Here is a 24,911-nt window from a genome sequence, read left to right on the forward strand (position 1 = left end):
TCGCCGCTGTTCCTGGGATCTATGTGGCTTTCGCAATTCCAGTTTTTGTCGCTGGCAGATCCTTGGCGTCCGTAGTAGGTGTCTATTTAGAACAAGCTCACACATTCCGACGCCTCACAATGAATGCAGCGAACATCTGGGCGTTGGCTGGGGTAGCGCCTACGAGATCGGAGCCGCCATCGGCCTAGTGCTTCCGGCTGCAGCGGACTTGCCCTGTCAATGTTCATCGCGCATTCCAGGCGAACGGGTCCGGAGTTTATTTTGCTCGCGGCGTGTGTATCTCTCATGCTGATCCCGTACCTGCTCCCCAAGATGCACGAGCGGTGCTTCTACGCGTTCGAACTTGCGTCCATTGCGCTCGCCTGCCTCAATCCGCCGCTATATGCCCTTCGCGGCGATTGCGCAGGTCGGCGGCGTGTTATCCCATCTTGCCTTCGAAAGCGGGATCATCATGGGTTTACTGCCGGCGGCGCTTGGCAACACCTTTCTCGTGTTCTACCTCGTGCTTGATCTTTGGCGTGGCGAAGCTGGATTTCGCTTTGCGAGACTTGCCTGGCTCGGCTTCATCGCGTCGACGGCGGGATTGTTCTCTTATCTGGTCTTCGAAGGGCCCTGGTGGAACATGTCTCCCGCCTACCTGATCGTCACAGGTCTTGCCACCGCCATTACGGTGCGGCTTCAAAGAGTCGCAGCGCGTCCCGAGCAGCGGTCAAAAAGCAGCAGGGCCTGGCGTTGCGTAATTGCTGAGCAGCCTAAGCAGCGCGGCGTCCGCTTGGGCCGAAAAGCTGACAGCAAGGTTCCAATCAATAAACTCAGGTCAACTAGTCGCCTCGCTCCAGGCTCCGCGGTTATCGATGACAGCCGTCACACCATCGATGAAAGCTTGACACTCAGCGTGGGTCTTGAACGTGCCCCTGTACTTCCCGAATAGGAAGACGGTTCTGCCGTGACCCTTTCCGAAAAAGTACTGGCCGACGTGTCCGCCGCCTTCGTCTTTGAGCTCAATGCTACCAAGGCTTTGCACTGACTTGAGGTCTGTCTCGGGTAGCTTGATCCGCACATGTGTCTCCGCGATTCAGGCCGGCTCCGTAATCCTATCATGAACTGCGCGGACTCCACACTTAGCGGCAAAATTGCTAGTCGCCCGTCAGCGCGCGCGCGTCTAAGGACTGTTAGCGGCCACACGGCAACCGGCGAGGCCAACAGATCACCGCTTCGCCGCGTTGCCTGCCAATTCCATCGCTAGATCCAGAGCTGCGACTCCGATTTGATCTGAAGAATTGGATTTGCAGCGCCGGTCCATCCAAGCGACAATCGCGGAGAAATCGCCGCCGCCGACAATTTCCCTGTCGGCACTCACGTTGAGCCCGCTGACGAAGCCCACGACTCAGGATTCGAACGCCGCCTTTACGACCGGGTTCTTCTTCATCCACGCGGTACAGGATTGCGAGCCGGCGCCGACGATCGTTGACGGGCATTCAGGCACGTTATCGGCACAAGTAGCATCACCACAACCGCGAGCAATCGTTCATCTATTTCTCGAACCGAAAACCGTTACTTCCAGGGAGGCAATATCTAACAATTGCTTATGCCAGCTTGAACTCTGCTCGGCAAAGAGGCCGCTCAGCTCTTCCGAGGCAAGCGTTTGTTGCCTACGATCCTCGGGGACTCCAGTTTGGGGCTCTCGGAACTTCGCACCATTTCGGTTTGCCGAAATATTGCTTGCTCCGTCGGGCAAAACAGGAGTTTATAGGGTGCTGGTCTTGAGAAATTGAAGGAGCAGCCGGTTGGCAGAGGAAGTCCAAGCGTCTAGCGAGCTGTCGAAGATCGCCCGGCTAAATGGCGACTTCAGACGAAATTACGGTCTTCTCCTCGGCGCATTTCTGTATCTGAGATCTATCAGCGCCGCGCGGGGGCGATCCTGGCTTTGGACCGGCTTGGCATCGATCATCTGCTCAGTTGTGCTGAATTGGGTCGGCGAGCATATCTCTTCGTGGCCTGGTTGGTGATAGGATCGGCTCGCAATATCGTGGCGGAGGCAAAACATGGCCAACGCACTGATCATTCGCCCTCGGGCTGATGTTCTGTCGCCGACCAGAACTGGGCGTGCAGCCCAATATGTGCGTATGTCAACGGACCATCAGCGATACTCGACCCAAAACCAGGCGGCGGCCATCGCCGTCTATGCCGCGCAGCACGATCTGATCATTGTTCGCACCTACGCGGACGAGGGTCGGAGCGGACTTCGCATTCACCGCCGCGAGGGATTGATCGAGCTCATAGACGACGTCCGCAGCGGGCGGGCAGACTTTGATCATATCCTGGTTTACGACGTCAGTCGGTGGGGCAGATTCCAGGACGTTGATGAGAGTGCGTACTACGAATTCACCTGCCGCCAGACTGGGATCAAAGTCTGCTACTGTGCCGAGGAATTCGACAACGATGGGAGCGTGATCGCGAGTATTGTGAAAAATCTGAAAAGGGTGATGGCGGCGGAGTACTCAAGAGAGTTATCCGTCAAGGTTCACGCCGGTGCCTGCCGCGTTGCCAGCCTCGGCTTTAAGCAGGGCGGTGCCGTCAGCTACGGGCTGCAGCGCGAACTAGTCGACGAAAATCGTTGCCCGAGAGGCATCATTCTGGGCAGAGGTCAACGCAAGCATCTGCAAACAGACCGCGTGCTAATCAAACCCGGACCCCAACAAGAGCAGCAAATCGTCGCACAGATATTTCGAGAGTATGTCCTCCGTCGACGATCCCAAGCGTCCATCGTACGCTTGCTCAACAAAGAACAAGTTCCAAATCACAGGGGGACGCCATGGTCCGAAGGGATGATCCGCAACATATTGAGCAACGAAGCCTACATTGGCAACAGCGTCTATAACCGCAAGTCATTCCGGCTCAAGCAGGTGATGAAAAAGAACCCACCCGAATCATGGGTCAGAGCGACGGGTTTGTATGAGCCAATCGTTGACAGAAGCGTTTTTCTCAAAGCTCAACAGCTTCTGAAAGAGCAGTATGTCAGGCTTTCGGACGAGCAATTGTTGAAGAAGCTGCGAGACGCGCTCGTGGCAAACGGGAAGTTGAGTGTCTCGATAATGGCGGCGACGGAGGGCGTGCCGAGCCCGCCTCTTTATGCATACCGTTTCGGCAGCCTGCGCGAAGCCTTCCAGCGGGTCGGCTATGTCAACTCTGATCGTGATTTTGATTACCTCGACGCGCGCCGACAGTCTGATGCTGAACTGCGGCAACAGGGATCGAAGCTTGCGGCGCGCATTCGAGCCCTGGGCGCTGCGGCCATCTTGGACGAGGACACCAAAGTGCTGACTATTGGCGGCAGGCTGGCCATTTCTCTTCGGATGGCGCGCTACTACATCGCTCCACGGCATGCGCCCGCTTGGCTGGTACATCGACGGATTATCGAACCCGCCGAGCTCATTTTGGCGCTGAGGCTGGATCCAGCAACAAACAGACAGGTGACGGACTATTTTTTATTGCCGCTGAGTGAAATGGCCAAAGAGCGAATTAATCTCACGGCGACGCCTCGCTCCCGATTTGCGGCCTATCGTTGCCCCACAATCGAGGACGTCTTGCGAGCAATCATGACCAAAGTGGCGGCCCCGTCGACATAGGGCAGCAGCCCCTCCGCTTCACTCCCGCGAGCCTCCATGGCTTCGAACATCCCGCGCAATGACTCGCTGCGATTGGTCCTACCGTTTTGTGGTCCTCACCCGTTGCTGGGCTTGACGCGCCTGAGGCCGCGTCGCTGCCGCGAAACGGCAGCCTTCTCGTACCGCTCCAGCCCCGAGAGTTCTCTTATTTGCCTTCGGTCAGCCCCCTCAATCACGGCCATGATCAAATATAGCCTAAGAGTGCGGAGACGATCCTGTCGGTTCCTGGCTTGAGCCAGATCTTAGAGTGCGGCTTCCATTGACTGACCGCTGAGTTCCTCCGCAAAGGCTGTATCGAACCCGGCGGAAGCAGAACCAGCGGCTTCGTCCCAACGAGATAAACCATGCCGATAGGCGTTGCGGCTCGATGCTGCTTTACCAGCGCTTGTTTGCGGGCCCGTACTCTTCGCTGCATTTGCGCGATTGGCTTCGATTTGCCGGTTTGACGCCAACTTGCCTCGCTTGTTTCGCTTGTTTCGATTGTCAGCGATCAATCAATCGCAAACTCAACGGCATCAATCCTTCCCTCCCGCGCCTCCGCGATGCGACCGTGCTTGATGCGGGGGATCGTGGGAGCGATCCCTCAACAACGGGGCAATGAACGTATGCAGGTTTTGCCCATCAAACAGATAGGCCGCAATGCTGGCTGCTTGCGCCGCAGCAAGATCGCTCTGCTTGTCGCCGATCAGGAAGCTAGCATCCACATCCACCGCGTACCGCTCGAGCAGAGCTTTTATCATCCCCGGCTGCGGCTTACGACAGTCGCAGAGGACACGGTAACGCTGGATCAGCCCGTCGGGATGATGTGGACAAAATTCGAATGCATCGATATGCGCGCCTACAATAGCAAGCTCACGCGACATCCATTCGTGCAGATTGCGAACTTGCTGCTCCTCGTAAAAACCCCTCGCAATTCCTGACTGGTTGGTCACGACAAACGCAAGGTACCCGGCGTCATTGGCTGCTTTGACGGCCTCTTGAGCTCCGTCGACCCACCGGATCTTGCCGGGATCGAAAGCGTAGCCATCGTCCTCATTGAGGACGCCATCACGATCGAAAAATACTGCCGGACGCTTCAATTTTCATAGGCCCAAGTTAAGGGGTGCCCCCCGATCTTCCGACAATCAAGGCTTTTATTGCATTCATGCTACCGGACAACATCGTTCGCTGCGAGCGCCTTTTGCATCCAGGTCTTCGCTGTTCATGCGAGAATTGGCTTCGTTTTGTCGGCTTATACCGGTCAGCCCCGTCTCGTTCTTGTCCAACAGCGTGAGAACAAGAGCCATTCCTGCCGCAAAACGAGCAAGATTGTTGCTGCAGAAAGGACTGGCCTTCATGCGCGATTGGAGCGTTACTGATTCGACCGGGTGCCACCTTCGATCCTAGCGCCGGTATCTCGCCTCGCAGACGCGAGGCTTCACGGCGTCGATGCGCCCAATCATATCATCAGGTTCAACCCCAATGACCGCCGCCACTTCATCGGCGGCTCGGATGCGCGTGTCATCATGGGCGACGACTAAGACAAGCTCACCCGCCTTTGGCAAGAGAAACGTGGAGAGGTCGCACCAGAAGATCTCTCGGATAATCTCATCGTCCAGCTCGGCACGATAACAGAGGTCCTCAATCGCGCCTGATACCAGCGCTCGACGGGACAAACCATCTCGGACATCCAGAAGCGAGTTAGGCACCCGGTGCACAAATGGATGGCGGCACACTCGATGGCATGGTCGAGCAGACCGGAGCGATGTTCGAGCCAAGTTCATGCTACCCTAGGCGTTCACGGAAGAGGCCGCCGCCGAAACGCATATGGCCCAGCTGCAGCATAATATGTGGGGTCGTCGCTCGCTCGTCCGAACTCTCGATTATCACCGGCGGTGGCAAATGGGTTGAGATCAAAATCCACGCTGACCCGCTCTATCAGCATCTGCTCCTTACCGCTGAGAAGAAGTTTTGGCGCTGCGTTCAGAGCGGCGAGACGCCTCTGCTCTTCAACATCGAAACGCCACCACCAAGGCTGGAGGCGTTTGGCTTGGTCAATTGCTTGGGGCGAGTTCGTGGCAACCTATCTCCGCCCAAGGACGCCCAGGGGGAGCACGAGCTCTCTAGACTAAGTATTTGATTTCGCTGGCAGGAGTGGCAGGGCTCGAACCCGCGCCTACCCGGTTTTGGAGTTCGGGCGGCATCGTACTATCAGATGCCGCCTTGTTACTTTCGCAAGGAAAACAAGGGGCCTGCCCGAATCCTGATCCATCGCGTCCGTCGCGTTCTTTCCTTCCTTTCGGCTTGGGGTAAGCTTGTCCGGCGGCCGCGTAGTTGCTAGCCATCTCGAGCAGCCCTGCCCGCTCCTCCGGCATGGTCGCGCCGCCGGCGAGATTTAGGCAGATGCGCTCCATGCGCGCGAGCTCGTCGATGTTTTGCTGATGTTGCTGCATGCGGGCTGCACCGAAGCCAGATCACCGCCGATTGTCAAGATCTCGGATTCTCTTAACGGTGCTTCGGGTCTCCATTGTGAAGCAAATCGGACGCATATAGCTAAGCACGGACAACCAACGATTGGCTTAACTGCGAATCCGTCCCTACCCAGGTTGAGGAGAACGGGAACATGTGGGATTTTCTCTACGAGGACACCGATAAGCTTGGATTCACCGTGCTGGGAACCGCGCTCTTTTTGGCAGCGCTCTGGAAACTGCCTGTTTTGTCTAGAGCGTTTTGGCGAGGGCTAAGTCTGGCGTGTTTTGTATCAAGCGGCCCAATCCTAATGTTTGCTCACGAGTTCTTTGATACCTCGTCCGTTTTTACAGCCGCGTTTTTAGGGGGGACCACGCTAGCGCTCCTGCTGCTTGGGAATTGGAAATCGCTTTCTGTTCACAGGGCAGATCTTGCGTTTTGCGTCTTTCTTGCCGGGACCACGGTCTCTATCGCTCTCCACGGATTTTCGGATCCGAAAGAATTGGCCTTGCTCGCACTAACAGTTGCCGCCTATCCCGCCGGTCGGGTATTCGCCGGTGCCCCGATTGAGCCGACATTCACAATCACAAGCGCCACGATCGTCGTAATCGGTGCGATCACTATCCTCGCCGCGATCAATGCAGGACCAGGATATGTCGATAGCGTTGGCAAGGTGTTCGTTTTCGGGAAGTACGGTGCCGCCCAGCTCTACTTCGCAATTGCACTGGCTTTTACCGTCGCCGCGCTTGTGGCGCGACCGTTGACGCTTGAACAAGCAGCGAAAATGGCCATTGCAGCAGCCCTGCCTACGGCAATCATTGCGTCGGCCATGGTGCGATTTTCCTTTGTCTCTATCGCGAGCATGCTGGCAGTCGCAGCTATCTCTACTCCTGCGAAGGATCGAAAGGCGCTCTATGTGGTCGCTGGAGCGCTTGTTCTTGCCTTCTTGGCTGGCCAACTCAGTCGACCTTCAACAGCCGCACTGTACATCAAATTCGGCGTTGAAGCCCTCGGGCTGGGAAATGCTGAAACCACCCCTCTGCCTTTGCCCGTGGCCGCAGAGGCAACGACACCAGGCCGACCACCGGGGATGCCAGATCAGTCGAGATGCGTCGGGGTCGACCAACGGAACACAATCGAAATCCGCAAGCAGCTCTATCGGGAGGCATTTCAGCTCCTGCCCCAGACTATGCTAATTGGCGTCGGTTTAGACCGTTTCATGGATGCGTCTTGCCTGGTCGAGAAGAATGAAGTGCACAATAGTGTGCTTCAGGTTGCCGTCGAATTTGGCTGGCCTGCCAGTGTAGCCTTGTTGATTCTGGTGCTGCTCGCAGGACAAAAAGCTTTCTCGCAGGCACCTTCTAGTCAGGAGGCGCGTTTCGCCATTTGCGTGCTGACATTCATGTTCTGCATGAGCATGGGTCATGGGAGGATAAGCCGCGACGCATACCTATTCTTATTTCTCGGTTATGCCGTTAGCGCAAGCCGCCAGTGTGTCACTCGTGCCGGCCTGCCTGTTGTTCGAAAGTCAAAGCTCAAGGCCGCCCAAATTGGCCCGCCAGCGTGAACCGGCGGGCCCCGTCCTCGTCAATTCAATCGTCGGCGGTGGGTCGTCGGCCGCTGCCGATCGCGATTTCTGTGATCTGCGGCGGCGCTTCATTGGTCCCGCTCCGATAGAAAGCGGCGGTCTTGGCGGTCACCTCCATCCGTTGATCTGGATCGAGTTGGGAATACCTCGCAGCGAAAGCCGCCGCTGGCAGCACTAGCGCCTCTTGCCGACGGCGCTCGTCGACCATCTTCTTGAGGCCCTGCATACAGCCGTCGTGCATTCAATCGAAGCTTATGCCGTGGCGGGTGCAGTAGCTGGCCAGTCTTTCCGATGGCGAGCGCCGGCAAGCCACAGGAGGCGCCTGGAGATGTGCCGTGGCGAGCTGGCACCCTCCACTACCAATCGGCCCAGGCGCCTTCCCCGCGGCTACAGAGCCGCTTGGCGGCGTTGAGGCGGCGAGTGATGATGCCTGGCGTCGGCCTTGGTGAGGAAGTCTGCGCGGGCCGCGGCATGGTCCCGGTCGCGTTGTAGCAGCCGCTGGATGGCGTTGAGCTTGGTCATTGCCGTGGGGCGCCCGGTCGAGCCGTACAACCCTCACCAAGTCGGCCTCGGGCGCCGACAGGATGAGCTCGTAGCTGGGAAGAGGAAGGATGTGCATGCTGGCGGCCGAACGGCGCCGGGTTTGCCGGTGGAGCGTGGGGACAGCGAACCGGACCCCGACTTCGGCGACATTCTCCGGAGGGAACGACGGGTTACGCAACGCATCCGCGGGCGCCGTGCTGCGTCCCGGGAAGGTGAGGATGTTGCTCATGCCGCTCCGCCGATCCGCTCGACAGCCTCGCTAGGGAGGCGCCCCAGCGCTGGGGAGAAACTCGAACCCGGTAAAGCCGAGGGCATCGGCGCCGCGGCGGAATGCCTTCGAGAAGGCGCTTAGATCCCGCGGCTTGGCCAAGTCGAAACTTTGGCCGGCTACCGGCGCAGCGGGAAGATCAAGGCATCTCGGGCAACCGCAATAGACTGAGATCGACGCCGGCGCCGTCAGGGATGCTCGATGCGGCGCAGAACCGGCTTAGGGTGACCGCCCATCTTGACTGGTGCCACCGAACTCGTCGCGCGATAGCGCTGCCGCCACTTCACGACGGACGACACTGCAACATCGAACCGGGCCGCCACAGCATGGCAACTCTCGCCGGATTCCAGCGCCTTCACGGCTCGTTCACGAAGTCATTCGAAAGAGGTCGGACCATCCGATGCTGGCCTCCGACCCAGTTAATCTTGAATCACAAACCGCCGCCCGACGGAATCCCTCCCGATTCAATCAATCGATGAACCGCTCTAAAGCTGGGTTGAAGAAGCTCGTGCCCGAGGATGCCAAGGAGGCAAGCGGGCACGAGATCAAGACCAAGCGATCCAAGTCCGGCGCCATCGGCTTCGACGCTCTCCGAGGCGCGAATCCGTATGGAAAGATGGCGCCGTGCAGCAGTCAAGCTCGTCAACGACGCGGACTAGCTGCCGCGTCGTCATCAGCCACACGGCGTGGCGCGCGGGTTCTTCGATGACAGCTGGAGGCGGCCGAAAGCCGCGCGCATGCAGGACCTATAATGACAGGACGGAAACCTCGAAGCGTTCGTTCGGCAAGCTCTCGCCTTGCACGGAGACGTGTGCCACTCAATTCAAGTCCAGCACGCCAAATAGGCAGTATGGAGGTGACTAACACCGAGCAGCTTGCGACGTGTCGTAACTCATTTTTGAAAATTGATGCTGATCATCCATGTCAGCGCACGCATCGCGACAAGCGGAGCTATCAACCAGACGAGGCCATAGCTATCCAGCAGCGTCGCGGTTAGAGGAACCTGGGTCATGTAATACGCGTAGAGGCAGCCAGCCACCTGCATGGCAATGCTCATGGGATCGTTGCGCCGCGTCAAGGCCGAAATTAGGCCAATGAGCGAACCTGCGATCGCGGTCGCCAAGACAGCATAAAAGGGTCCCCCCTCTGCATACCCGGACAGACTCACGCCGGCCGGTTGCGAACCCGTCGTATAGGTGATGGCGGGATAAATCACCGCAAACACTTTGGTGGCCGGATAGCAAGGCTGCGGAGCAAGAAGTCCGCCGAGGGTTGGCCGCACGATGCCGCAACGTTGATCAGGATCCGAAAAGATCTGCACATAGTATGGAATTCCAACCGCCATCCGGAATACGCTCGATCGCAAGATCCGAATGGCCTTCGCCAGCCCTCCATGGAATCCGCTCTCGGACGGCTCCCCTTCGGCGGCCGATGGCGAGCCCAGCACGGATGAAGATTCCGCCAATGGAACCATGGGCGACGGTCCCGGCTGGCTCGCTAGCGGCGACGATTCCAGGGCGGTCCTTTCCGGATGGCCGCGGTTCTCAACTCCGCAAAACTGGCTCAGAGCCAGTGCCACGTAGATCGTCCCCCCTACCGCAATTGTCGCGCACGCGCTGCGCACGAGGCCGCATCCAGAGAGTGCCAATGTCAATCCGAGCACGAGCACATAGAGAAGCGCCGGCGCCTTCTGAATAGTTGCCACATCCAACCAAAGAACGATTAGGCTTACCCCCGCGCAAGCGCCGAGGGCGGTCTTTTCACGCGTAAGCAATCCCCGCGCCAGCAAATAGCAAGCGACGATGGGTAGACTGGAGTAGACGAACGAAAAGTAATGGTTACCGAGCAACTTAAATAATTCGACCCGCCTCAGGATTTTATCTTGGTAGCATAGGCTTTGGTCCCACGCCGCGCTCGCGGACAAGCCGCCGGCCTGAGCCAGCCTGTGAACGCAGAAAGCGATCATGGCGCCGGACAGAACGAGGGGAATCCACAGGGGCACCTCGTCGGGAAATGAGACCGTTGCTGACGCAAAGATCTTCTCGGTAGCAATCGCAGCAATCGGCACAATTACAAGCGTCAGTACGAATAAGAGCCAGTAAGTTGGGGAGCCGAGCGTGGTCATCCACGCGTAAGGAACTTCCTGGGGAAAGAACAATAGGCGGAGCTGTTCTTGACCAAACGAAAATGGAATTAGCGCAGCAGCACCTGAAGTCGCGATGTAGGCAGTAACCGCCACGCCGACGGCGAGGTTAAACCGTCGCAATCTCCTGAAACCCATGGAATTGCTCCAGCACTTCCCTGCAGCGCAGATCTACGAGAAACCCAGATCCTGCGATTGGTATGGTCGAGTTCTACCGCAACGAGATCGCGGGCATGCGGCGATCCTTACCGACCCCTACAACGCAGCGCACCGCCTCACTCCGTCAGCTGTTTCTCGACCGCGAAACTGACCCGCGTCGCAGACAACTGATCGGCCAGCGAGATCGGCCATTTGCCGGCCGGCTTGAAGGCTTCGGCGAGTGCCGCCAACTCCTCGAGTTGCCCCTTCTCAATGGTCAGGCCCTTCCAGCCCCCCTTTGCGCCGGTGACATCCAATCGCTTGTAGTCGTCGAGGACGAGAACTTTCCCGTCCACAAAAATATCGAAGCGCTCCTTGGAGAACTCCTTCGAGCCCAACGAAGAATAAGTCAGCGTGCATAGCGAGCCATCGCCGTAACGCACCGTTGCGACGAAATTGTCGTCGCGGCGCCAATGGCCGCTGCCTGGTACAATGGACCGGGCCTGAACCTCAACGGGCTGGCTGCCGGTGAGCGCGTTGAAGAGATCGTAGATGTGGCACGCTTCTCCGATATTGCGGCCTCCGCCATGTGGGCCATGCACCCAATGATCTGGGGGAATGTACCCCGCATTCATGCGGTAGTTCACGATCAACGGCGACAAACGGGTCTTGAGCACTTCGCGCGCCGCAGTGACAGCGGGCGCGAACCGCCGGTTAAAACCCGTCATCAGAAGCGGTCCGTTCGGGTTTGCCGTGTAGAATGCCTCGATCGAGTCCAGGCCTTCCTCGGTCATCGACGTTGGCTTCTCGACGAAGACGTGCTTGCCGGCCTTCAGCGCCGCCAGTGTCATCTCGGCGTGCAGGTCGTGCCGGGTTGCGATGAGGACGAGATCAATCTTGGGATCGTCGAGAACAGACTGAAAGTCGGTGCTCGCCGTGCTGAAGCCGAAGCGCTCGGCGGCCGTGCGTGCAGACAGGCCGGTGCGGCTCACAACGCTGCGGAGATCGAACTTGTCGCCGAGCTTCTTCAGATTGGGCAGGTGCATGCCCTGCGCAAAGCTGCCGGCGCCGACAACCGCGATCTTGATGCGGCCATCGACCGGCTTCGGAGGTGCGATCTGCAACACGGACCGCACGGCCTCTTCGCGGTGCGGATACTGCAAAAGGACCAGCAGCGGCTTCTCGCCCTCGCCCGCTAGCTTGCCATATGCCTCTTCTGCCTGGTCGATCGCATAGGGCTCCTGCAACATGTTGTCGAGTCGAATACGGCCGGCCGCGATTAGCCGGAGATATTCAGCCATGTTGCGGTTCTCGGTCCAGCGGACATAGGCGAGCGGATAGTCTCCGCCCTCCTCTTCATAGACGGGATCGTAGCGTCCGGGTCCATAGGAGCAGGAGATCAGGACATCGAGCTCCTTGGTGTAGATGTCCGACCGCGCCATGTTCAGGCCGACGTCGCCGACAATTACCACCCGTGCCTTCTTGCGGCAGGATTGAAACGCCTGCGCAAGAATGTCGCTGGACGCGGATGCCGCCGTGATGATCGCGGCGTCGGCGCCAAAACCATCGGTCAGCTTGACGATGTTATCGACCAGATTGCCTTCATTCGGATTGATGCCGTGATCGAGGCCGTTTTCCAGCGCGGTTGCGATGCGCTTGTTGTCCACGTCGGTGCCGATGACACGGCAGCCATTGGCGGTCAGGAGCTGCGCCGTGATCTGCCCGAGAATTCCGAGCCCGATCACGACGATGGTCTCGCCGAGCGTGGGCTGCGCGCGGCGCACGCCCTGCATCGCGATGGCCCCCAGCGTCACCGTGGCGGCGGCGTCGAACGAGACTTGCTGCGGGACGGGAACGCAGAGATTGACCGGGACATCGATGACCTCGGCGTGATTCGCAACGCCTGCACCGGCACAGGCAACGCGATTGCCGACCGCGATCCCGTCGACATCCGATCCGACGGCAATTACTGTGCCGGCGGCCGAGTAGCCGGTGGGCAGTCCCGCATCGAGCTTGCCCTTGACCTGCTTATAGACGCGCGCCACGCCCTGATCGCGCATGAGCTGAAGCACCCGCTTGACGTGGTGCGGCTGCTTGAGGGCGCGGCGATACAGCGGCAGGCCCGACATCTTGACGCCGGCCATCTCGGTGCCGACGCTCACACATGAACGCTCCACCCGGACCAGCACGTTCTTCGGACCGGCGACGGGCGCCGGGACGTCCTGCAGGAAGACCTTGCCCGAACGGACCAGAAGCTGCTTCACGACCATACTCCGCGGGTGTCGATTACCACCTTGCCGTTTAGCTCGGCCAGCTCGATTTCATTGTAGGCACGATGATTGACCAGCATTACGACAATATGCGCTTCGGCGATCGCCTGAGTGACCTCATGGATCATTCGGACGTTCTTGTGCGTAGCAAGCTTGCCCGGCAGCAGCGCGGCGAATGGCTCGGACACCAGCAGTTCGCAGCTGTTCCACTCAGCCACCTCTTCGGCGATCTCGAGCGCCGGACTTTCGCGGAAATCGTCGACGTCGGGCTTGAAGGCAAGCCCGAGCGTCAGCACCTTCGGGAAGGCGCCGACCGACCGCGCGCCGGCGATTGCCGTCTTGATCTTCTCGAGAACGTAGGACGGCTTGCCGTCGTTGACTTCGCGCGCGGTGCGGATCAGGCGGGACTCCTGAGGCGCCGCCTCGACGATGAACCAGGGATCCACCGCGATACAATGGCCGCCGACGCCCGGACCCGGCTGCAGAATATTGACGCGCGGATGATGGTTGGCGAGCCGGATCAGCTCCCAGACGTTGATACCGAGCTTGTCGCAAACGATCGACAGCTCGTTTGCGAAGGCAATGCCGACGTCGCGGAACGAGTTTTCGGTCAGCTTGCACATTTCCGCCGTGCGGACGCTAGTCTTGAGCAGGCTACCGGTGCAGAAGATGCGATAGAGCTCCTCCGCACGCGCAGAGCACTTGGCCGTGATCCCGCCGATCACCCGGTCATTCTCGACCAACTCGACCAGCACGCGTCCGGGCAATACGCGCTCGGGACAATAGGCGATGTGAACGTCGCAATCTTCGTCTCCCGAAACAGGCATGCGCAGATCGGGCCGCAGTGCTGCAAGCTGAGCTGCCATTCGTTCCGTCGTGCCCGGCGGGGAGGTCGATTCGAGTACGACGAGGTCGCCGCTCTTCAGGACCGGCGCGATTGATGCCGCGGCGGCTTCGACATAGCTGAGGTCTGCCTTCCCATGATGGAATGGCGTGGGGACGGCGATGATGAAGGCATCGGACGGTGCAGGCTTCGTAGCCGCGCGCAACTTTCCAACCTGGACCGCCCGCGCGGTCACTGCATCGAGGTCGGGCTCCACGATGTGAACCTGGCCGCGGTTGATCTTGGCTACGACCGCCTCGCTGACGTCGACACCCACGATCGAAACACCTCGCGAGGCGAGCACGACCGCAGTTGGGAGCCCGATATAACCGAGCCCGACCACACAAATCGCTTTTAGCTTTACGTCGCTCACAGTTGGTCCTCGATCACCTTGCGAATTCGCTTTGCGGCGGCGCCGTCGCCGTAAGGATTAATCGATTGCGACATCCGCTCATAGTGATCGCGGTCGGTCAACAACCTGGTTGTCTCTTCAACAATACGCTCCCGGGACGTGCCCACGAGAATCACGGTCCCGGCGTCGACTGCCTCGGGACGCTCGGTGGTTTCGCGCATCACCAGGACCGGCTTGCCCAACGACGGCGCCTCTTCCTGCACGCCGCCGGAGTCGGTGATGATGAGACGCGAACGCTCCATAAGAGAGACGAACGGTTCGTAGTCCAGGGGAGCGATCAAGTGAATCCGCTTCTGGGCTCCGAGCAAGCGCTGGACTGGCTCCAGAACGTTGGGATTGGGGTGGACAGGATAGACGATCTGCACGTTGTTCCGTGTGACAATCTCGAGCAGCGCATTGCAGATATTTTCAAATCCGTCACCGAAGTTCTCCCGCCGATGTCCGGTCACGAGGATCAGTGGAAGATCGGGATCGAGGTAGCTGAAACGTCCGCGCGATTCCGCGCCGACGGTGGGCGCATTCCTCAGCCGCTCCACGGTCTCCATCAACGCATCGATGACGGTATTACCAGTCAGATGGATATGCGAAGGATCGACCGCTTCAGCGAGGAGATTCTGCCGCGACCGCTCGGTTGGCGCGAAGTGAAATCGGGTCGCAAGCGTCGTGACCCGGCGGTTCATCTCTTCCGGCCAGGGCGCGGACAGCGAGCCGGATCGCAGACCTGCTTCCACATGCCCCACCGGCAGCCTGCGATAGAACGCGGCCAGGGAACCGGCGAGCGTAGTCGAGGTATCGCCGTGGACAAGAACCAGGTTCGGCTTCTCCTGATCCAGCACCTGCCCGATCCCTACGAGAAGCTTGGCCGTAAGTTGATCCAGCGCCTGGTTCGGGGACATCAGGTTGAGGTCGTAGTCGGGCTTGATTGCGAAGAGATCCAGCACCTGGTCGAGCATGCCCCGATGCTGACCCGTCACACAGACCCGCAGATCGAGGCTTTGGCTGTGCCGCAGCTCAGTCACGACCGGCGCCATCTTGATGGCCTCCGGACGCGTTCCAAATATTGCAATGACTTTTCGCATCTTTCGGGTTTGCTGTCCGCTCGCGCTCACCCGGGGGACCCCCGGCGGCGCTGTGTAACCAGTCGCGCTCAAATATACAAACTCAAACGGGAGTGGAACCCGGCGAATCGCCAGGAAGCCGCCACTCCAAAAAAACCTCTAAATTCCAGATAGTTAGAGACGGCTTGCGGCGACCTCTGCAGTTAGCTGCATTCGTCTTGAGCGACGCCGCGATCAGACCGGCCCGGTTCTTCGGGTTTCCCAGGGCACAGCCGTTGCAGGGCTTCCAGCATGCTGTCGGCCAGCGCCACGCGCTCGTAGCGCTTGCCCCCGGTAGCGGCGTTAGCTGCAAGCAAATGCCGGCGCGCCGGATCTCGTGCGAATGCGCCGATGGCGCCGACCAATGCTTCGACACTATCCGGCTCGATGATCTCCGCGGCGCCGAGCGGCTCCAGCAGACGTTCCAGCTCACCGAGCACATTGGTGATGATCGGTGTGCCGGTCGCAAGGGCCTCGAAGACCTTCGATGGCAACACCGTCCTGAACAGCGGGGTGTTCTTCAGCAAGACCAGCGTGACGTCGCTCAGACGCCAATAGTCTATCGTCTCATCGTGCGAAACGCGACCGACAAACATCACATTCCGCAGCCCCCGGCGTTCGGCCTGTTGCTGCAGCTCCTCGCGCTCCGCACCGGATCCGACGATGATAAATTGCGCCTCGGGAACGCGGTTCAGACACGCGTCTGCCGCGTCCAGGATGAGCTGCAACCCGTGCGCCATGCCGACAGTGCCGATGTACGAAAAGACGACCTTGTTCGCGACTCCAAGCTTCTGGCGCAAGGACGCTGGCGCGCTCCCAGGGGCGAGCTTCGCTGTGTCCGCTCCATTGGTGATAACGACAATCTTGTCGGCGTCGATTCCGCGCGCCACTAGCACATCGCGGGTCGCATGAGTGACCGTAACGATGAGATCCGAGCGCCTATAGAGAAAACGCTCCACACGCCGGATAAGATTCACCACCAGGCCTTCCTTCATGGCGCCGACGGCGACAATGGAGTCCGGCCAAAGATCGCGCACTTCGAAAACAAAGGGTCTGCGGTGAATCCGGCCCACGATCCAACCTGCGATTGCGGCAAAGATGTGTGGCGACGTCGCAATGACGACGTCGGGCCGCGCAATGAAAGCCGAAGCAAGGCTCGCCGTCACGACGAAGCTCAAATAGTCGAGTATTCGCAGGATGGAACCACGATTCGGAAACACCAGCGTCGGAACGCGCAGGACGTCTACCGTTTCGTACATCTCACGCTTGTAGAGCGATTGCCGATAGCCGCCGAACACCTTGCCATCCGGGTAATTCGGAAAATTGGTCACCATCGTGACCTGATGGCCGCGCTCGATCCAGCGCTTTGCGTGCGTGCTGCAGCGGATGGACGCTGCACTCGCCTCGGGGGGATAGTGATCGCTGACGAAAAGTATGCGCAAATCAGAACTCGAACCGGGTTTCGACGTCCACTGGTAACCCCCCCGTATAGCTCCATGCGAGGACAGGTCGCAAGATTCGCTGGCCAAAGCTCGGGGCATAATGCCCTTCGCTCAGAGACAATTGCGACGCTCCGCTGGCTGACACACGAATCCGCTGTCCGCCGGGCAACTCAATTGACCAGCCCGGCCCGTCCGGGAGAACGCCCCTAACCAGGGGGTGTAGCGGAAAGCGACCAACGATCGCGTGGTTTCCGTCGCCGGTGACACGATCCCGAATGACCAGCGAAGTCGGAGACAGGGTCAAGCTGCGATAATGGACGGGGCGGCCGGGCAGCCAGCGATACCCGTCGTGGCTCGCAGAGGCGGATTGGATTTCGCCGGTCGCAGATACCGATCGGCCGAACGGATGCGCACGCCGACCGACGCGGAAACTCGCCCACACTTCGGTGGAGTTTTCTCCATCAATCTCGACCGTCGCGTGCATGCCGGTCGATCGTTCTTCGTCCCGAATAGCATCGTGGGCATACGACGACGTTCCGGAGTTGGTGATCAATCGCTGATGGTCAAACGACACTTCGAGCGAGAGCGTGTCCGCATGAGCATGTCCAGGCAGGTAGGAGGGACCGACTTCAGCAGCATCGAAGATCGCAAGCCAGGGACCGGAACGCAGCCGCACGTAACCGCTGTCGGCCAACAAGCGACCTGACGCCTCGCCCCCGCTTCGGGTTACGTTCAGCGACCGGGCATAGTCGGCTAGCTCCCCTCGCGTCCTCGCGATGCCGAACGCTGCGTCATTGAAGAAGGCGATTTCCCCGTCCGGATGAGCCATTTCACCCAGCCAGGCCAGCATACGCGCGGCCAGTACCGGCCACTGCGACGCCGCTTCAGCGAGCTCCTGCGGATAGATCTTCGAAAGCTGGACGAGATCCAGCACATCCTCGAGCAGGATGGCGTGATACATCGGACTGAGTTCAAAGTGGCCGCCGTCCGAAAGCACCTGCTCGCGCCACTCCCGTTGCAGCAGATCAAGGCCGGTGCGCCGCCATCGGTCGGCTTCCGCTCCCGAGAAATAACAACCAGCGAACACAAGAGCCTTCGCGTTCGCGAGCAGATGGTTGCCCAGCAAATGATATTCGAGCGAAGCGTTCAGCGCGCGCGCCTGCGCAGCCAGACTATCGCGTGCGGCATAGCCGAGGTCATTGCCAGAAAGAGCCCATGCGACCCAGTTCACGATGCGCAGCGACACCGGGTACGGCTCCCAGCCGTTTCCCGTCATGGGACGATTTTCGGCGATCCAGGCGGTGATCAGGGCGCGATGCCATGATGCACGAGCCTCGGCTGCCTCGGCGCGCAAATCATCGAAATAGTGCAGGTTGTACAGCCACAGCTTTGGCATTGCCGGATTGTTCCAGCCGGCACCGTCCCGCAGCTCCGCCACCTGCCCGAGAATCCGGAAACGCCGGGGGGACAGCATGCTGACCGGCCGTCCGGGAGCGTTCCGCCATGCCGCCGCCGGAACGCGCAAACCGGGCGCGGGTCCATGCGAAATTCTGGCCGGAAATATTCGCCGTTTGATGCGATTGACGATCTGTTCGGAACGCAAATGGCGCACCGTACGGATCAGGCGCGCAGGATCCTCCCATAGTTTCCCAGACATTCCACATCCGGCTTGATTTCGCCCAGCGCTGTTAGCATTTTCGGCGCCGAGTTCAATAGCGCGGCCGTCGTGAGACAGCCCGCTTGTGGCTTGCCGATCAAGCGCGAAGGCCGATGGTCCCGGGGCGCTGGCAGCCCGGAGGCTTCGGAACTCCGGCAAGTCAGCAGGTCGCCGGCGGCCTTTCTTGTGCCAGCCTCGTGGCGGGGATACACTTGCGCCATGATGAGAACGCTCCCATGAACAATCGGGTTGTCCGCGATTTCTGGAACGAGGCGGCCTGCGGCGAGGCGGCCTACGCCGTCGGCATCGACGCCTCAAAGCGCTTCTCCAGCCAGCGCGAGACGAGGTACGAGCTCGAGCCTTTCATCGAGCCCTTCGCCCGCTTCGAAGAGGGGCACCAGCAGGCTGTCCTCGAGATCGGCGTTGGCATGGGTGCGGACCATGAAGAATGGGCACGCAGCGGGCCCGCTCGCCTTTGCGGCATTGACTTGACCCAGCGCGCCGTCGACCTGACACGCGAACGTCTCGCCCTCGCCCAACTCGAATCTGAGCTCCAGGTGGCGGACGGGGAACGGCTTCCTTTTCCGGATGCGACGTTTGATATCGTCTATAGCTGGGGCGTTCTGCACCACAGCGCCGATACAACGCGGGCGTTCAAGGAAGTTGCACGGGTGCTGAAGCCTGGGGGCTCTGCGCGGATCATGATCTACCACAAATGGTCGATCGTCGGACTCATGCTCTGGCTTCGCTATGGACGCTTGTCGTCGAGCCTTGCCTCGATCTATGCGAACCATCTCGAGAGCCCCGGTACCAAGGCCTATTCGACGAGGGAGGCAACCACGATCGTCGAAGCCAGCGGCTTGCGGGTGGCCAAGATGGAAGTCGAGCTGAGCCCGGGTGACTTGCTCTCCGGCGCAACGGGCCAGCGTCATCGCGGAAGTCTGCTGTCGATCGCCCGGCGCCTTTGGCCGCGAACGCTCCTGCTTGCTGTTGCGCGCCAGCTCGGCCTCTATCTCATGATCGAAGCGATCCGTCCCTCGGAAGACAGGGCGGCGGCGAACTGACCTCGCTCGAGATCTTTACGTCAGAGCTCCGCGGAAAGGCCCGACCTGAAGCTGTTGAGAAGCAGCCAGACACAGACGAATCCGGCACTCGCACTCTGAATCCACGCCAGGCCGACGGCACCGAACTGTCCGAACAGCGCAACCGAGAGCACGACCTGCAGGGTGGCCCCGCAGAGCCAGGCCATGACTTGCGACCAGGGAAATCCGCTCGCCGACAGAAACTGGGAGGCTGCGGAGGCGACGCCGATGAAGAATACGCCGGGAAGCAGCGCGAGAATGATGGCGACGGCCGGCTCGTACGCTTTCCCGAAAATGATCGTGACGATCGGGCTCGCCAGCACGGCGCTGGCCGTGCAGACCAGCGCCATCAGCAAGGTGATCTGTAGCAACGCGACCTTGTACTGCTGCATGCGCGCCGGACCTTTCGCACGCACAAGCGCGGGAAACAGCAGAAGGCCGATCGTCGAGGGCAGGATCAGCAACGCGTCGGCAATCTGTGCCGCGATCGACCAGTAACCGATATCGGCAAACTCGCCGAATTGCCTGAGCACCATGACGCTCATGCGGCCCATGACGAATCCCAGCAGAGTCGCGACATGAGCCCGCAGCGCAAATGCGATACCGTCCCGGAACAGCCTGAAGTCGAATCGCCGCGGAATGTCGACGCCCTTCGCCAGGACAGCCCAGGCAACGACGCAGGCGGCGAACGAGGCGACGACCGCGGCAACGAGAAATCCTCCGAGTTGCGGAGCAAGCCAGGAGGCAGACAGCGCCGCACCGATGGCAGCGACGCCGTTGAGGATGATCAGACCGTTGAATGTCCTGGGGCGATTGAGAGCGACCGCGATATTGGACAGGTAGAGGAACAAGAGCAGCGACGGTGTCAGAGCCATTACGATGGCGACGAACATGAAGCTCTGCTCGGGATCGCCGATCGCCAGATCGAATGCGATGACGCCCGCCGCGGCCGCAAGACCGGCCAGGACCGCAAGCCACAGCGAGTTGGCCATGATCTGCGCGAGCAGCGCCGGTGTCCGCGCAATCAGGTAGGTGTTGCTCGACTGGATGCCGAGGGAGGCAATCTGCAGGGCAATCGCGGCAAGCGTCACGATGTAGTAATAGCGCCCGCGCTCGACGGGACCGAGCATGCGCGCGGTCATGATCGCCACGCCGAACGAGCCGAGAATGGCCAGGCCCCGCGCCAGCAGCATCTCCGCGTAGGTATGGATCAGGGAGGGCACGAGAAATCGTTCCCGTCCGGCTTGATCGTTATCGCCAGCCTCGCCGGCAAGGCTCCCTGCCTCCGCCACACCAGACTGTGCGACGGCTCGACAACGCCGTAGCTCGGCGAGATCGACGTGGGCTCGATCGTCAGCTCCCAGCCGTCATCGGATGCCGACAGGGAGAACAGGCGTCCAGCTGAAGCGAGGCGGATCGCGGCTCCGCTGCGCTCGACACTGACGGAAGGCGCCAGATGCAAGGGTACAACGATCTCGTGCTCGCCCTGGCCATCGATGGTATCGACGATCTCGAGCCGGCCCGATTGCCTGTCCAGGCTGATTTCGCGGGCAACGTCGACGCCGAGGCGTCGGTAGCCCCGGTGCCTGCCCGCGAACAGGTCCTGCTCGTCACCGGTCCGCCACGTCGTGCATTCGGCCTGCGCATCGTCCTGGAGGTTCCAGAGATTTCCGGGATCGAAGCGGTTCATCTCCGCACCATCGATTCCCGGTGTGTTGTGGGACGAGGTCGAACGAAACTCGTTTCGCTTCTCGAACGAGGCCGTATAGACGAACGAGCCGCGGTCGATGACGACTGGTGCGCCGGCGAGCCAGGCTTCGAACGACAGCGCGTCGTTGTGTCCGTGGCCGCCGCGGCCGGCGAGGCCCACCGGGCCGCAATCGATGAATACGTGATGATCCCCGGCGCGCATCACATAGGCACCGCCGTGCGGAAAGGCCATGGACGACGCAGGCGAGCGAGGGGCTGGCGCGAATGATGCGCCCAGCTCGGGCCCGACCACCCAGACGAGTTCGGAGCGAGGCCCCTCCGCTTGCGCCGCCAGATCTGTATCGCCGAATGCGAACGCGATCAGGCTGACCAGATAGCGATGGTCACCGAGTTTCTGTCCGCCGAATGGCAGGGCTCTTGCGTCGTCGGCATCCCCCCACAGCGGGCTGGAGCCGTCGCGACGCGAATAGGCTGCGACAAATCGCGCCATCGCGCGCAACCGCTGGACATAACTGTCCGACAGGCTGGCGCCGCAGGCCTTGCGGAACAGTGCCGGCCACAGGAAGAGCTCGCAGACCAGCCGGTGATAGGGCACCGACGCCTCGAAATCGACCCCGTCAGCGAAAACCTGTTTTTCGATCTCCTCTTGCAGCCCTCGCCAGCCGGCCTCCTGCCAGCGACCGGCATTCCCAACGTCGCCGAAAAAATGGCCCGCCATCACCAGGCCAGCGAGATCCGCGGTGTAGTGGTTGCCGTTGACATCGGCTTTCTCGATGTGCCTGAGCGTGAAGTCGCCGTGCAGGTAAAGGCAGGCCAGAAACTTCGCGCGAAAGTCATCGTCGCGCCACGAGGGGCTGTTCGCGAACACATGAAATAGCCAGGTCCAGGTGAAGAGCCGCATCGCGGCTTCCATCGTGCAGGACCAGTTCACGGTGTAGCCGAGCGGATTGCCGTCGATCCACTCCTGCAGGATATCGCGCGCGGCGTGAGCATATTGTTCGTCGGCATCGAGCAGGTAAGCCTGTCCCGCCGGAATCAGCCATTGCAGCCGCGAAATCTCCCACGGCACCTTGACGTCGCTGGGGCGATCACGGTTCACGTAGTCGATCGATCGCGCGAAGCCGCCCGGCCACCCCATTTCCACGCGATAATCGCGGGCCCAGTCGACCGGCTTGCCGAGCGCAACCGGTCCGGTCCCCAGAAGGTCGACCGTTCGCGCGCAAGCGAGGCGCGCGGCGTCGCGAATCCGAGCGCTCTCGCCAGGGTCGATGCGGTCGAGCGCCGCGGCATCCATCGCCGATGTCCAGGCCGGAAACGGGCGCTGGCGCAGCCGCATCCACAATTCATCGATGGAGGAAGCCTGCGCCATCGCAAGCAGCCGCCCGCGAGAGAGGCCTCGCTCCCGCATCGGCGCAAGCCAGCGGTCAAGCTCGCGCTGCCCCTCCTGCAAGGCTCGCTTCGCGACATAGGCCGGAGATTTGCCGAGAATCCTCCTGACGCGGCGCGCTGCGTTAAGCAACCGCATCGGACAACTGCGACGTATCGACTGCCTTGCGATCGATCCACAAATCATACCAGGCGGTCAGATTGTAGATCGCCCAGAGATACAGGCTGGTATCGGTCCGTGCGGTGAAGTGCCAGTCGAACAGCTTCTCGATATAGGAGGCATTCAGGAAGCCGCGCCGCATCAACCCCGAAGAGAACACCGACGTCCGGACCGCACGGCCGAAATCGCTGCGCATCCATTCGCTCATCGGCGCACCGAAGCCCATCTTCTTCCGATAGATGAGGTTGTCGGGGATCAGGCCCTCGACAGCCTTCTTCAGAAGATATTTCGGTTCGCCGCCCTTGGTCTTCCATTCCTCGGGAATGTCCATCGAGAACTCGACGAGCTTGTGGTCGAGGAAGGGGACGCGCGCTTCCAGCGACTCGGACATGCCGATCTTGTCGACCCGCATCAGCAGTAGCTCGGGCAAGCGCAGCCTGAACTCGCTGTGGATCATGCGCGTCAGCGGATCAAGGCTGGGGAACTTGGCGTCCAGGGGATCCATGAAGCTGCGGACGATATTGAAGCTGTCGAGCTTCAGATATTCGGGATCGAGCAACCCCGCCGCGTCCGCGTGATCGTCGTTGGTGGCCGCGATGGCGGCGGAGTCAACGAGCTGGCTCTTCATCAGATCGGGGAACACCATCGCACCGGACCAGAAATGCTCGCGGCTTCGGGCCGCGCGATCGATGACGTCCGCATAGACCGGCAGCTTCGGATGAATCCCCGAAAGCAGACTGGCGGTGCCCGCCGCAAGGCGCTGCGCCGGCTGAGGCAGGTACTTGCGGAACGGCGCCCAGTATTTGTGATACATCTTCAGGTACGTCATGTAGCCTGAATAGCCGCAGAACTGCTCGTCCGAGCCTTCGCCGACCTGGACCACCTTCATGCCGTTTTCGTGCGCGAGCTTGGAGACGAAATAGAGCGGGATGCACACCCAGTCGGCGATCGGCTCGTCCTGCGAGTGCAGCATCTGCGGCAGGTAGTTGATCATGTCCTTCTTGCTGATCCCAATCTCATGATGATTGGTGCCGAATTGACGTGCGATCTGATTGGCCTGCTCGTATTCGTTCAGATGCTTGTAGTCGCTGAATCCGATCGTGAAGGTCTCCACGGGGCGGCTGGAGAATTCGCTCATCAACGCCACGTTGCTCGATGAATCGACGCCGCCCGACAGGAACACGCCCATCGGCACGTCCGACATCATCCGCTTCTCCACGCTAGCGCGGAGCCGGTCGCGAATGCCGCTGACGTAGAACTCCTCGAGCGCCGCCTCCGAAAGATTGGCGGTCTCGCCCGGGTCGATGCCGCGTCCGGGCACCGCGTCCCAGTATCGCGAGATCGTCGCCTTGCCGGAACGATCGATCGACATGCTGCATCCGGCCGGCAGCTTGTAGATGCCGCGCATCATCGTCAGCGGCGCCGGTGTCGTCAGGAACGACAGGTAATGATACATCGCGGCGGTGTCGATCTCGCGCACGAAGTCGGGATGCTCAACCAGCGCCTTCATCTCCGAGGCGAAGGCGAAACATCCCTTGATCCGGGCGAAATAGAGCGGCTTGACGCCGACGCGGTCGCGCGCGAGCGACAGTAGCCCCTTTCGCTCGTCCCAGATCCCGAACGCGTAATCGCCCTCGATCCGCTCGAGCAGGCCGTCGAGGCCCCACTCCTCGTAGCCGTGCACCAGCACCTCGGTGTCGCTGTGATCGGTACGGAACTTGTGCCCACGGGCGACGAGCTCGGGCCTGAGCTTGGCGTGATTGTAGATCTCACCGTTGAAGGTGATGATGACGGCGCCGTCCTCATTGCGCATCGGCTGCGTCGCTGCGACGTTGAGGTCGACGATTGAGAGACGGCGGTGGCCGAGCCCGATTCTGCGGTCGTCGGAAACCCAGCCGTCTCCGCCGTCCGGCCCGCGATGCGCCATGGCGTCGCGCATGCGATCCAGGACGCTACGATCGACCCTGCCGGCGCCGCCGTAAGATAGCAAACCCACTATTCCGCACATTCAGAACA

General features: G+C 60.5%; 18 protein-coding genes and 3 pseudogenes. 6 read left to right on the plus strand and 15 right to left on the minus strand.

Going from position 1 to position 24,911, the window contains the following annotated elements:
* Positions 1–352 precede the first annotated feature (352 nt).
* Positions 353–931 carry a hypothetical protein gene (locus IVB45_RS25470; protein ID WP_247362707.1) on the plus strand — a complete coding sequence of 193 codons (579 nt, stop codon included), beginning with the start codon at positions 353–355 and terminating at the stop codon, positions 929–931.
* A gap of 276 nt (positions 932–1,207) precedes the next feature.
* On the opposite strand, the gene IVB45_RS25475 is transcribed toward IVB45_RS25470, so the two are convergent.
* Complete coding sequence (locus IVB45_RS25475) at positions 1,208–1,384, minus strand: hypothetical protein (RefSeq protein WP_247362709.1); 177 nt, start codon at positions 1,382–1,384, stop codon at positions 1,208–1,210.
* Between the two features lie 661 nt (positions 1,385–2,045).
* Here IVB45_RS25475 and IVB45_RS25480 point away from each other — a divergent pair.
* Positions 2,046–3,629: a recombinase family protein gene (locus IVB45_RS25480; protein WP_247362710.1), complete on the plus strand. Its 1,584-nt coding sequence runs from the start codon at positions 2,046–2,048 to the stop codon at positions 3,627–3,629.
* Positions 3,630–4,183: 554 nt separating this feature from the next.
* Here IVB45_RS25480 and IVB45_RS25485 read toward each other — a convergent pair.
* Positions 4,184–4,747 (minus strand): HAD family hydrolase, encoded by a 564-nt coding sequence (locus IVB45_RS25485; protein ID WP_247362712.1) that lies wholly within the window; start codon positions 4,745–4,747, stop codon positions 4,184–4,186.
* 363 nt (positions 4,748–5,110) lie between these two features.
* Here IVB45_RS25485 and IVB45_RS25490 point away from each other — a divergent pair.
* A pseudogene (locus tag IVB45_RS25490) lies at positions 5,111–5,703 on the plus strand (YqaJ viral recombinase family protein); the annotation flags it as partial.
* A 67-nt stretch (positions 5,704–5,770) separates the two neighbouring features.
* Here the strand turns inward: IVB45_RS25490 and IVB45_RS25495 are convergent.
* Complete coding sequence (locus tag IVB45_RS25495; protein ID WP_247362714.1) at positions 5,771–6,100, minus strand: hypothetical protein; 330 nt, start codon at positions 6,098–6,100, stop codon at positions 5,771–5,773.
* 170 nt (positions 6,101–6,270) lie between these two features.
* Here IVB45_RS25495 and IVB45_RS25500 point away from each other — a divergent pair, with 170 nt between their 5' ends.
* The gene (locus IVB45_RS25500) at positions 6,271–7,683 is read left to right on the plus strand and encodes an O-antigen ligase family protein (RefSeq protein WP_247362717.1); all 1,413 of its coding nucleotides are present in this window, start codon (positions 6,271–6,273) and stop codon (positions 7,681–7,683) included.
* Positions 7,684–7,708: 25 nt separating this feature from the next.
* Here IVB45_RS25500 and IVB45_RS25505 read toward each other — a convergent pair whose 3' ends face one another.
* The 3 genes and pseudogenes from IVB45_RS25505 to IVB45_RS25510 form a co-directional block, all read right to left on the minus strand.
* Positions 7,709–7,930 carry a hypothetical protein gene (locus IVB45_RS25505; protein ID WP_247362718.1) on the minus strand — a complete coding sequence of 74 codons (222 nt, stop codon included), beginning with the start codon at positions 7,928–7,930 and terminating at the stop codon, positions 7,709–7,711.
* Between the two features lie 161 nt (positions 7,931–8,091).
* Positions 8,092–8,226 carry a hypothetical protein gene (locus tag IVB45_RS38945; protein ID WP_256469449.1) on the minus strand — a complete coding sequence of 45 codons (135 nt, stop codon included), beginning with the start codon at positions 8,224–8,226 and terminating at the stop codon, positions 8,092–8,094.
* A gap of 498 nt (positions 8,227–8,724) precedes the next feature.
* A pseudogene (locus IVB45_RS25510) lies at positions 8,725–8,912 on the minus strand (helix-turn-helix domain-containing protein); the annotation flags it as partial.
* An 87-nt stretch (positions 8,913–8,999) separates the two neighbouring features.
* Between IVB45_RS25510 and IVB45_RS25515 the strand changes: the two are divergent.
* Positions 9,000–9,107, plus strand: a pseudogene (locus IVB45_RS25515) (endonuclease); the annotation flags it as partial.
* A gap of 300 nt (positions 9,108–9,407) precedes the next feature.
* On the opposite strand, the gene IVB45_RS25520 reads toward IVB45_RS25515, so the two are convergent.
* The 6 genes from IVB45_RS25520 to IVB45_RS25545 form a co-directional block, all read right to left on the minus strand.
* Positions 9,408–10,796, minus strand: coding sequence for a hypothetical protein (locus IVB45_RS25520; RefSeq protein WP_247362720.1), 1,389 nt, complete (start codon positions 10,794–10,796; stop codon positions 9,408–9,410).
* A 137-nt stretch (positions 10,797–10,933) separates the two neighbouring features.
* Positions 10,934–13,060 carry a bi-domain-containing oxidoreductase gene (locus IVB45_RS25525; RefSeq protein ID WP_247362722.1) on the minus strand — a complete coding sequence of 709 codons (2,127 nt, stop codon included), beginning with the start codon at positions 13,058–13,060 and terminating at the stop codon, positions 10,934–10,936.
* Positions 13,057–14,322, minus strand: a complete 1,266-nt coding sequence (gene wecC, locus IVB45_RS25530; RefSeq protein ID WP_247362723.1) for a UDP-N-acetyl-D-mannosamine dehydrogenase — start codon at positions 14,320–14,322, stop codon at positions 13,057–13,059. The genes IVB45_RS25525 and wecC overlap by 4 nt, the downstream gene beginning before the upstream one ends.
* Positions 14,319–15,440 carry a UDP-N-acetylglucosamine 2-epimerase (non-hydrolyzing) gene (gene wecB, locus IVB45_RS25535; protein WP_247362725.1) on the minus strand — a complete coding sequence of 374 codons (1,122 nt, stop codon included), beginning with the start codon at positions 15,438–15,440 and terminating at the stop codon, positions 14,319–14,321. Before wecB ends, wecC begins: the two co-directional genes overlap by 4 nt.
* A gap of 182 nt (positions 15,441–15,622) precedes the next feature.
* A complete protein-coding gene (locus tag IVB45_RS25540; RefSeq protein WP_247362728.1) occupies positions 15,623–16,900 on the minus strand; it encodes a glycosyltransferase family 4 protein in 1,278 nt (425 codons plus the stop codon).
* A 1-nt stretch (position 16,901) separates the two neighbouring features.
* On the minus strand, positions 16,902–18,557 hold the full coding sequence (locus IVB45_RS25545; protein ID WP_247362731.1) for a heparinase II/III family protein: 1,656 nt from the start codon (positions 18,555–18,557) through the stop codon (positions 16,902–16,904).
* 83 nt (positions 18,558–18,640) lie between these two features.
* On the opposite strand from IVB45_RS25545, the gene IVB45_RS25550 reads away from it, so the two are divergent.
* On the plus strand, positions 18,641–19,621 hold the full coding sequence (locus tag IVB45_RS25550; protein ID WP_247501263.1) for a class I SAM-dependent methyltransferase: 981 nt from the start codon (positions 18,641–18,643) through the stop codon (positions 19,619–19,621).
* Positions 19,622–19,641: 20 nt separating this feature from the next.
* Here IVB45_RS25550 and IVB45_RS25555 read toward each other — a convergent pair whose 3' ends face one another.
* From IVB45_RS25555 to asnB, 3 genes are read right to left on the minus strand one after another with little or no spacing between them, the layout of a single operon-like run.
* A complete protein-coding gene (locus IVB45_RS25555; RefSeq protein WP_247362736.1) occupies positions 19,642–20,862 on the minus strand; it encodes an oligosaccharide flippase family protein in 1,221 nt (406 codons plus the stop codon).
* The gene (locus IVB45_RS25560; protein ID WP_247362739.1) at positions 20,850–22,874 is read right to left on the minus strand and encodes an alginate lyase family protein; all 2,025 of its coding nucleotides are present in this window, start codon (positions 22,872–22,874) and stop codon (positions 20,850–20,852) included. The genes IVB45_RS25555 and IVB45_RS25560 overlap by 13 nt, the downstream gene beginning before the upstream one ends.
* On the minus strand, positions 22,861–24,903 hold the full coding sequence (gene asnB, locus IVB45_RS25565) for an asparagine synthase (glutamine-hydrolyzing) (RefSeq protein ID WP_247362740.1): 2,043 nt from the start codon (positions 24,901–24,903) through the stop codon (positions 22,861–22,863). The genes IVB45_RS25560 and asnB overlap by 14 nt, the downstream gene beginning before the upstream one ends.
* Between the last annotated feature and the right edge of the window lie 8 nt (positions 24,904–24,911).

Source organism: Bradyrhizobium sp. 4, from assembly GCF_023100905.1.
GTDB lineage: Bacteria > Pseudomonadota > Alphaproteobacteria > Rhizobiales > Xanthobacteraceae > Bradyrhizobium.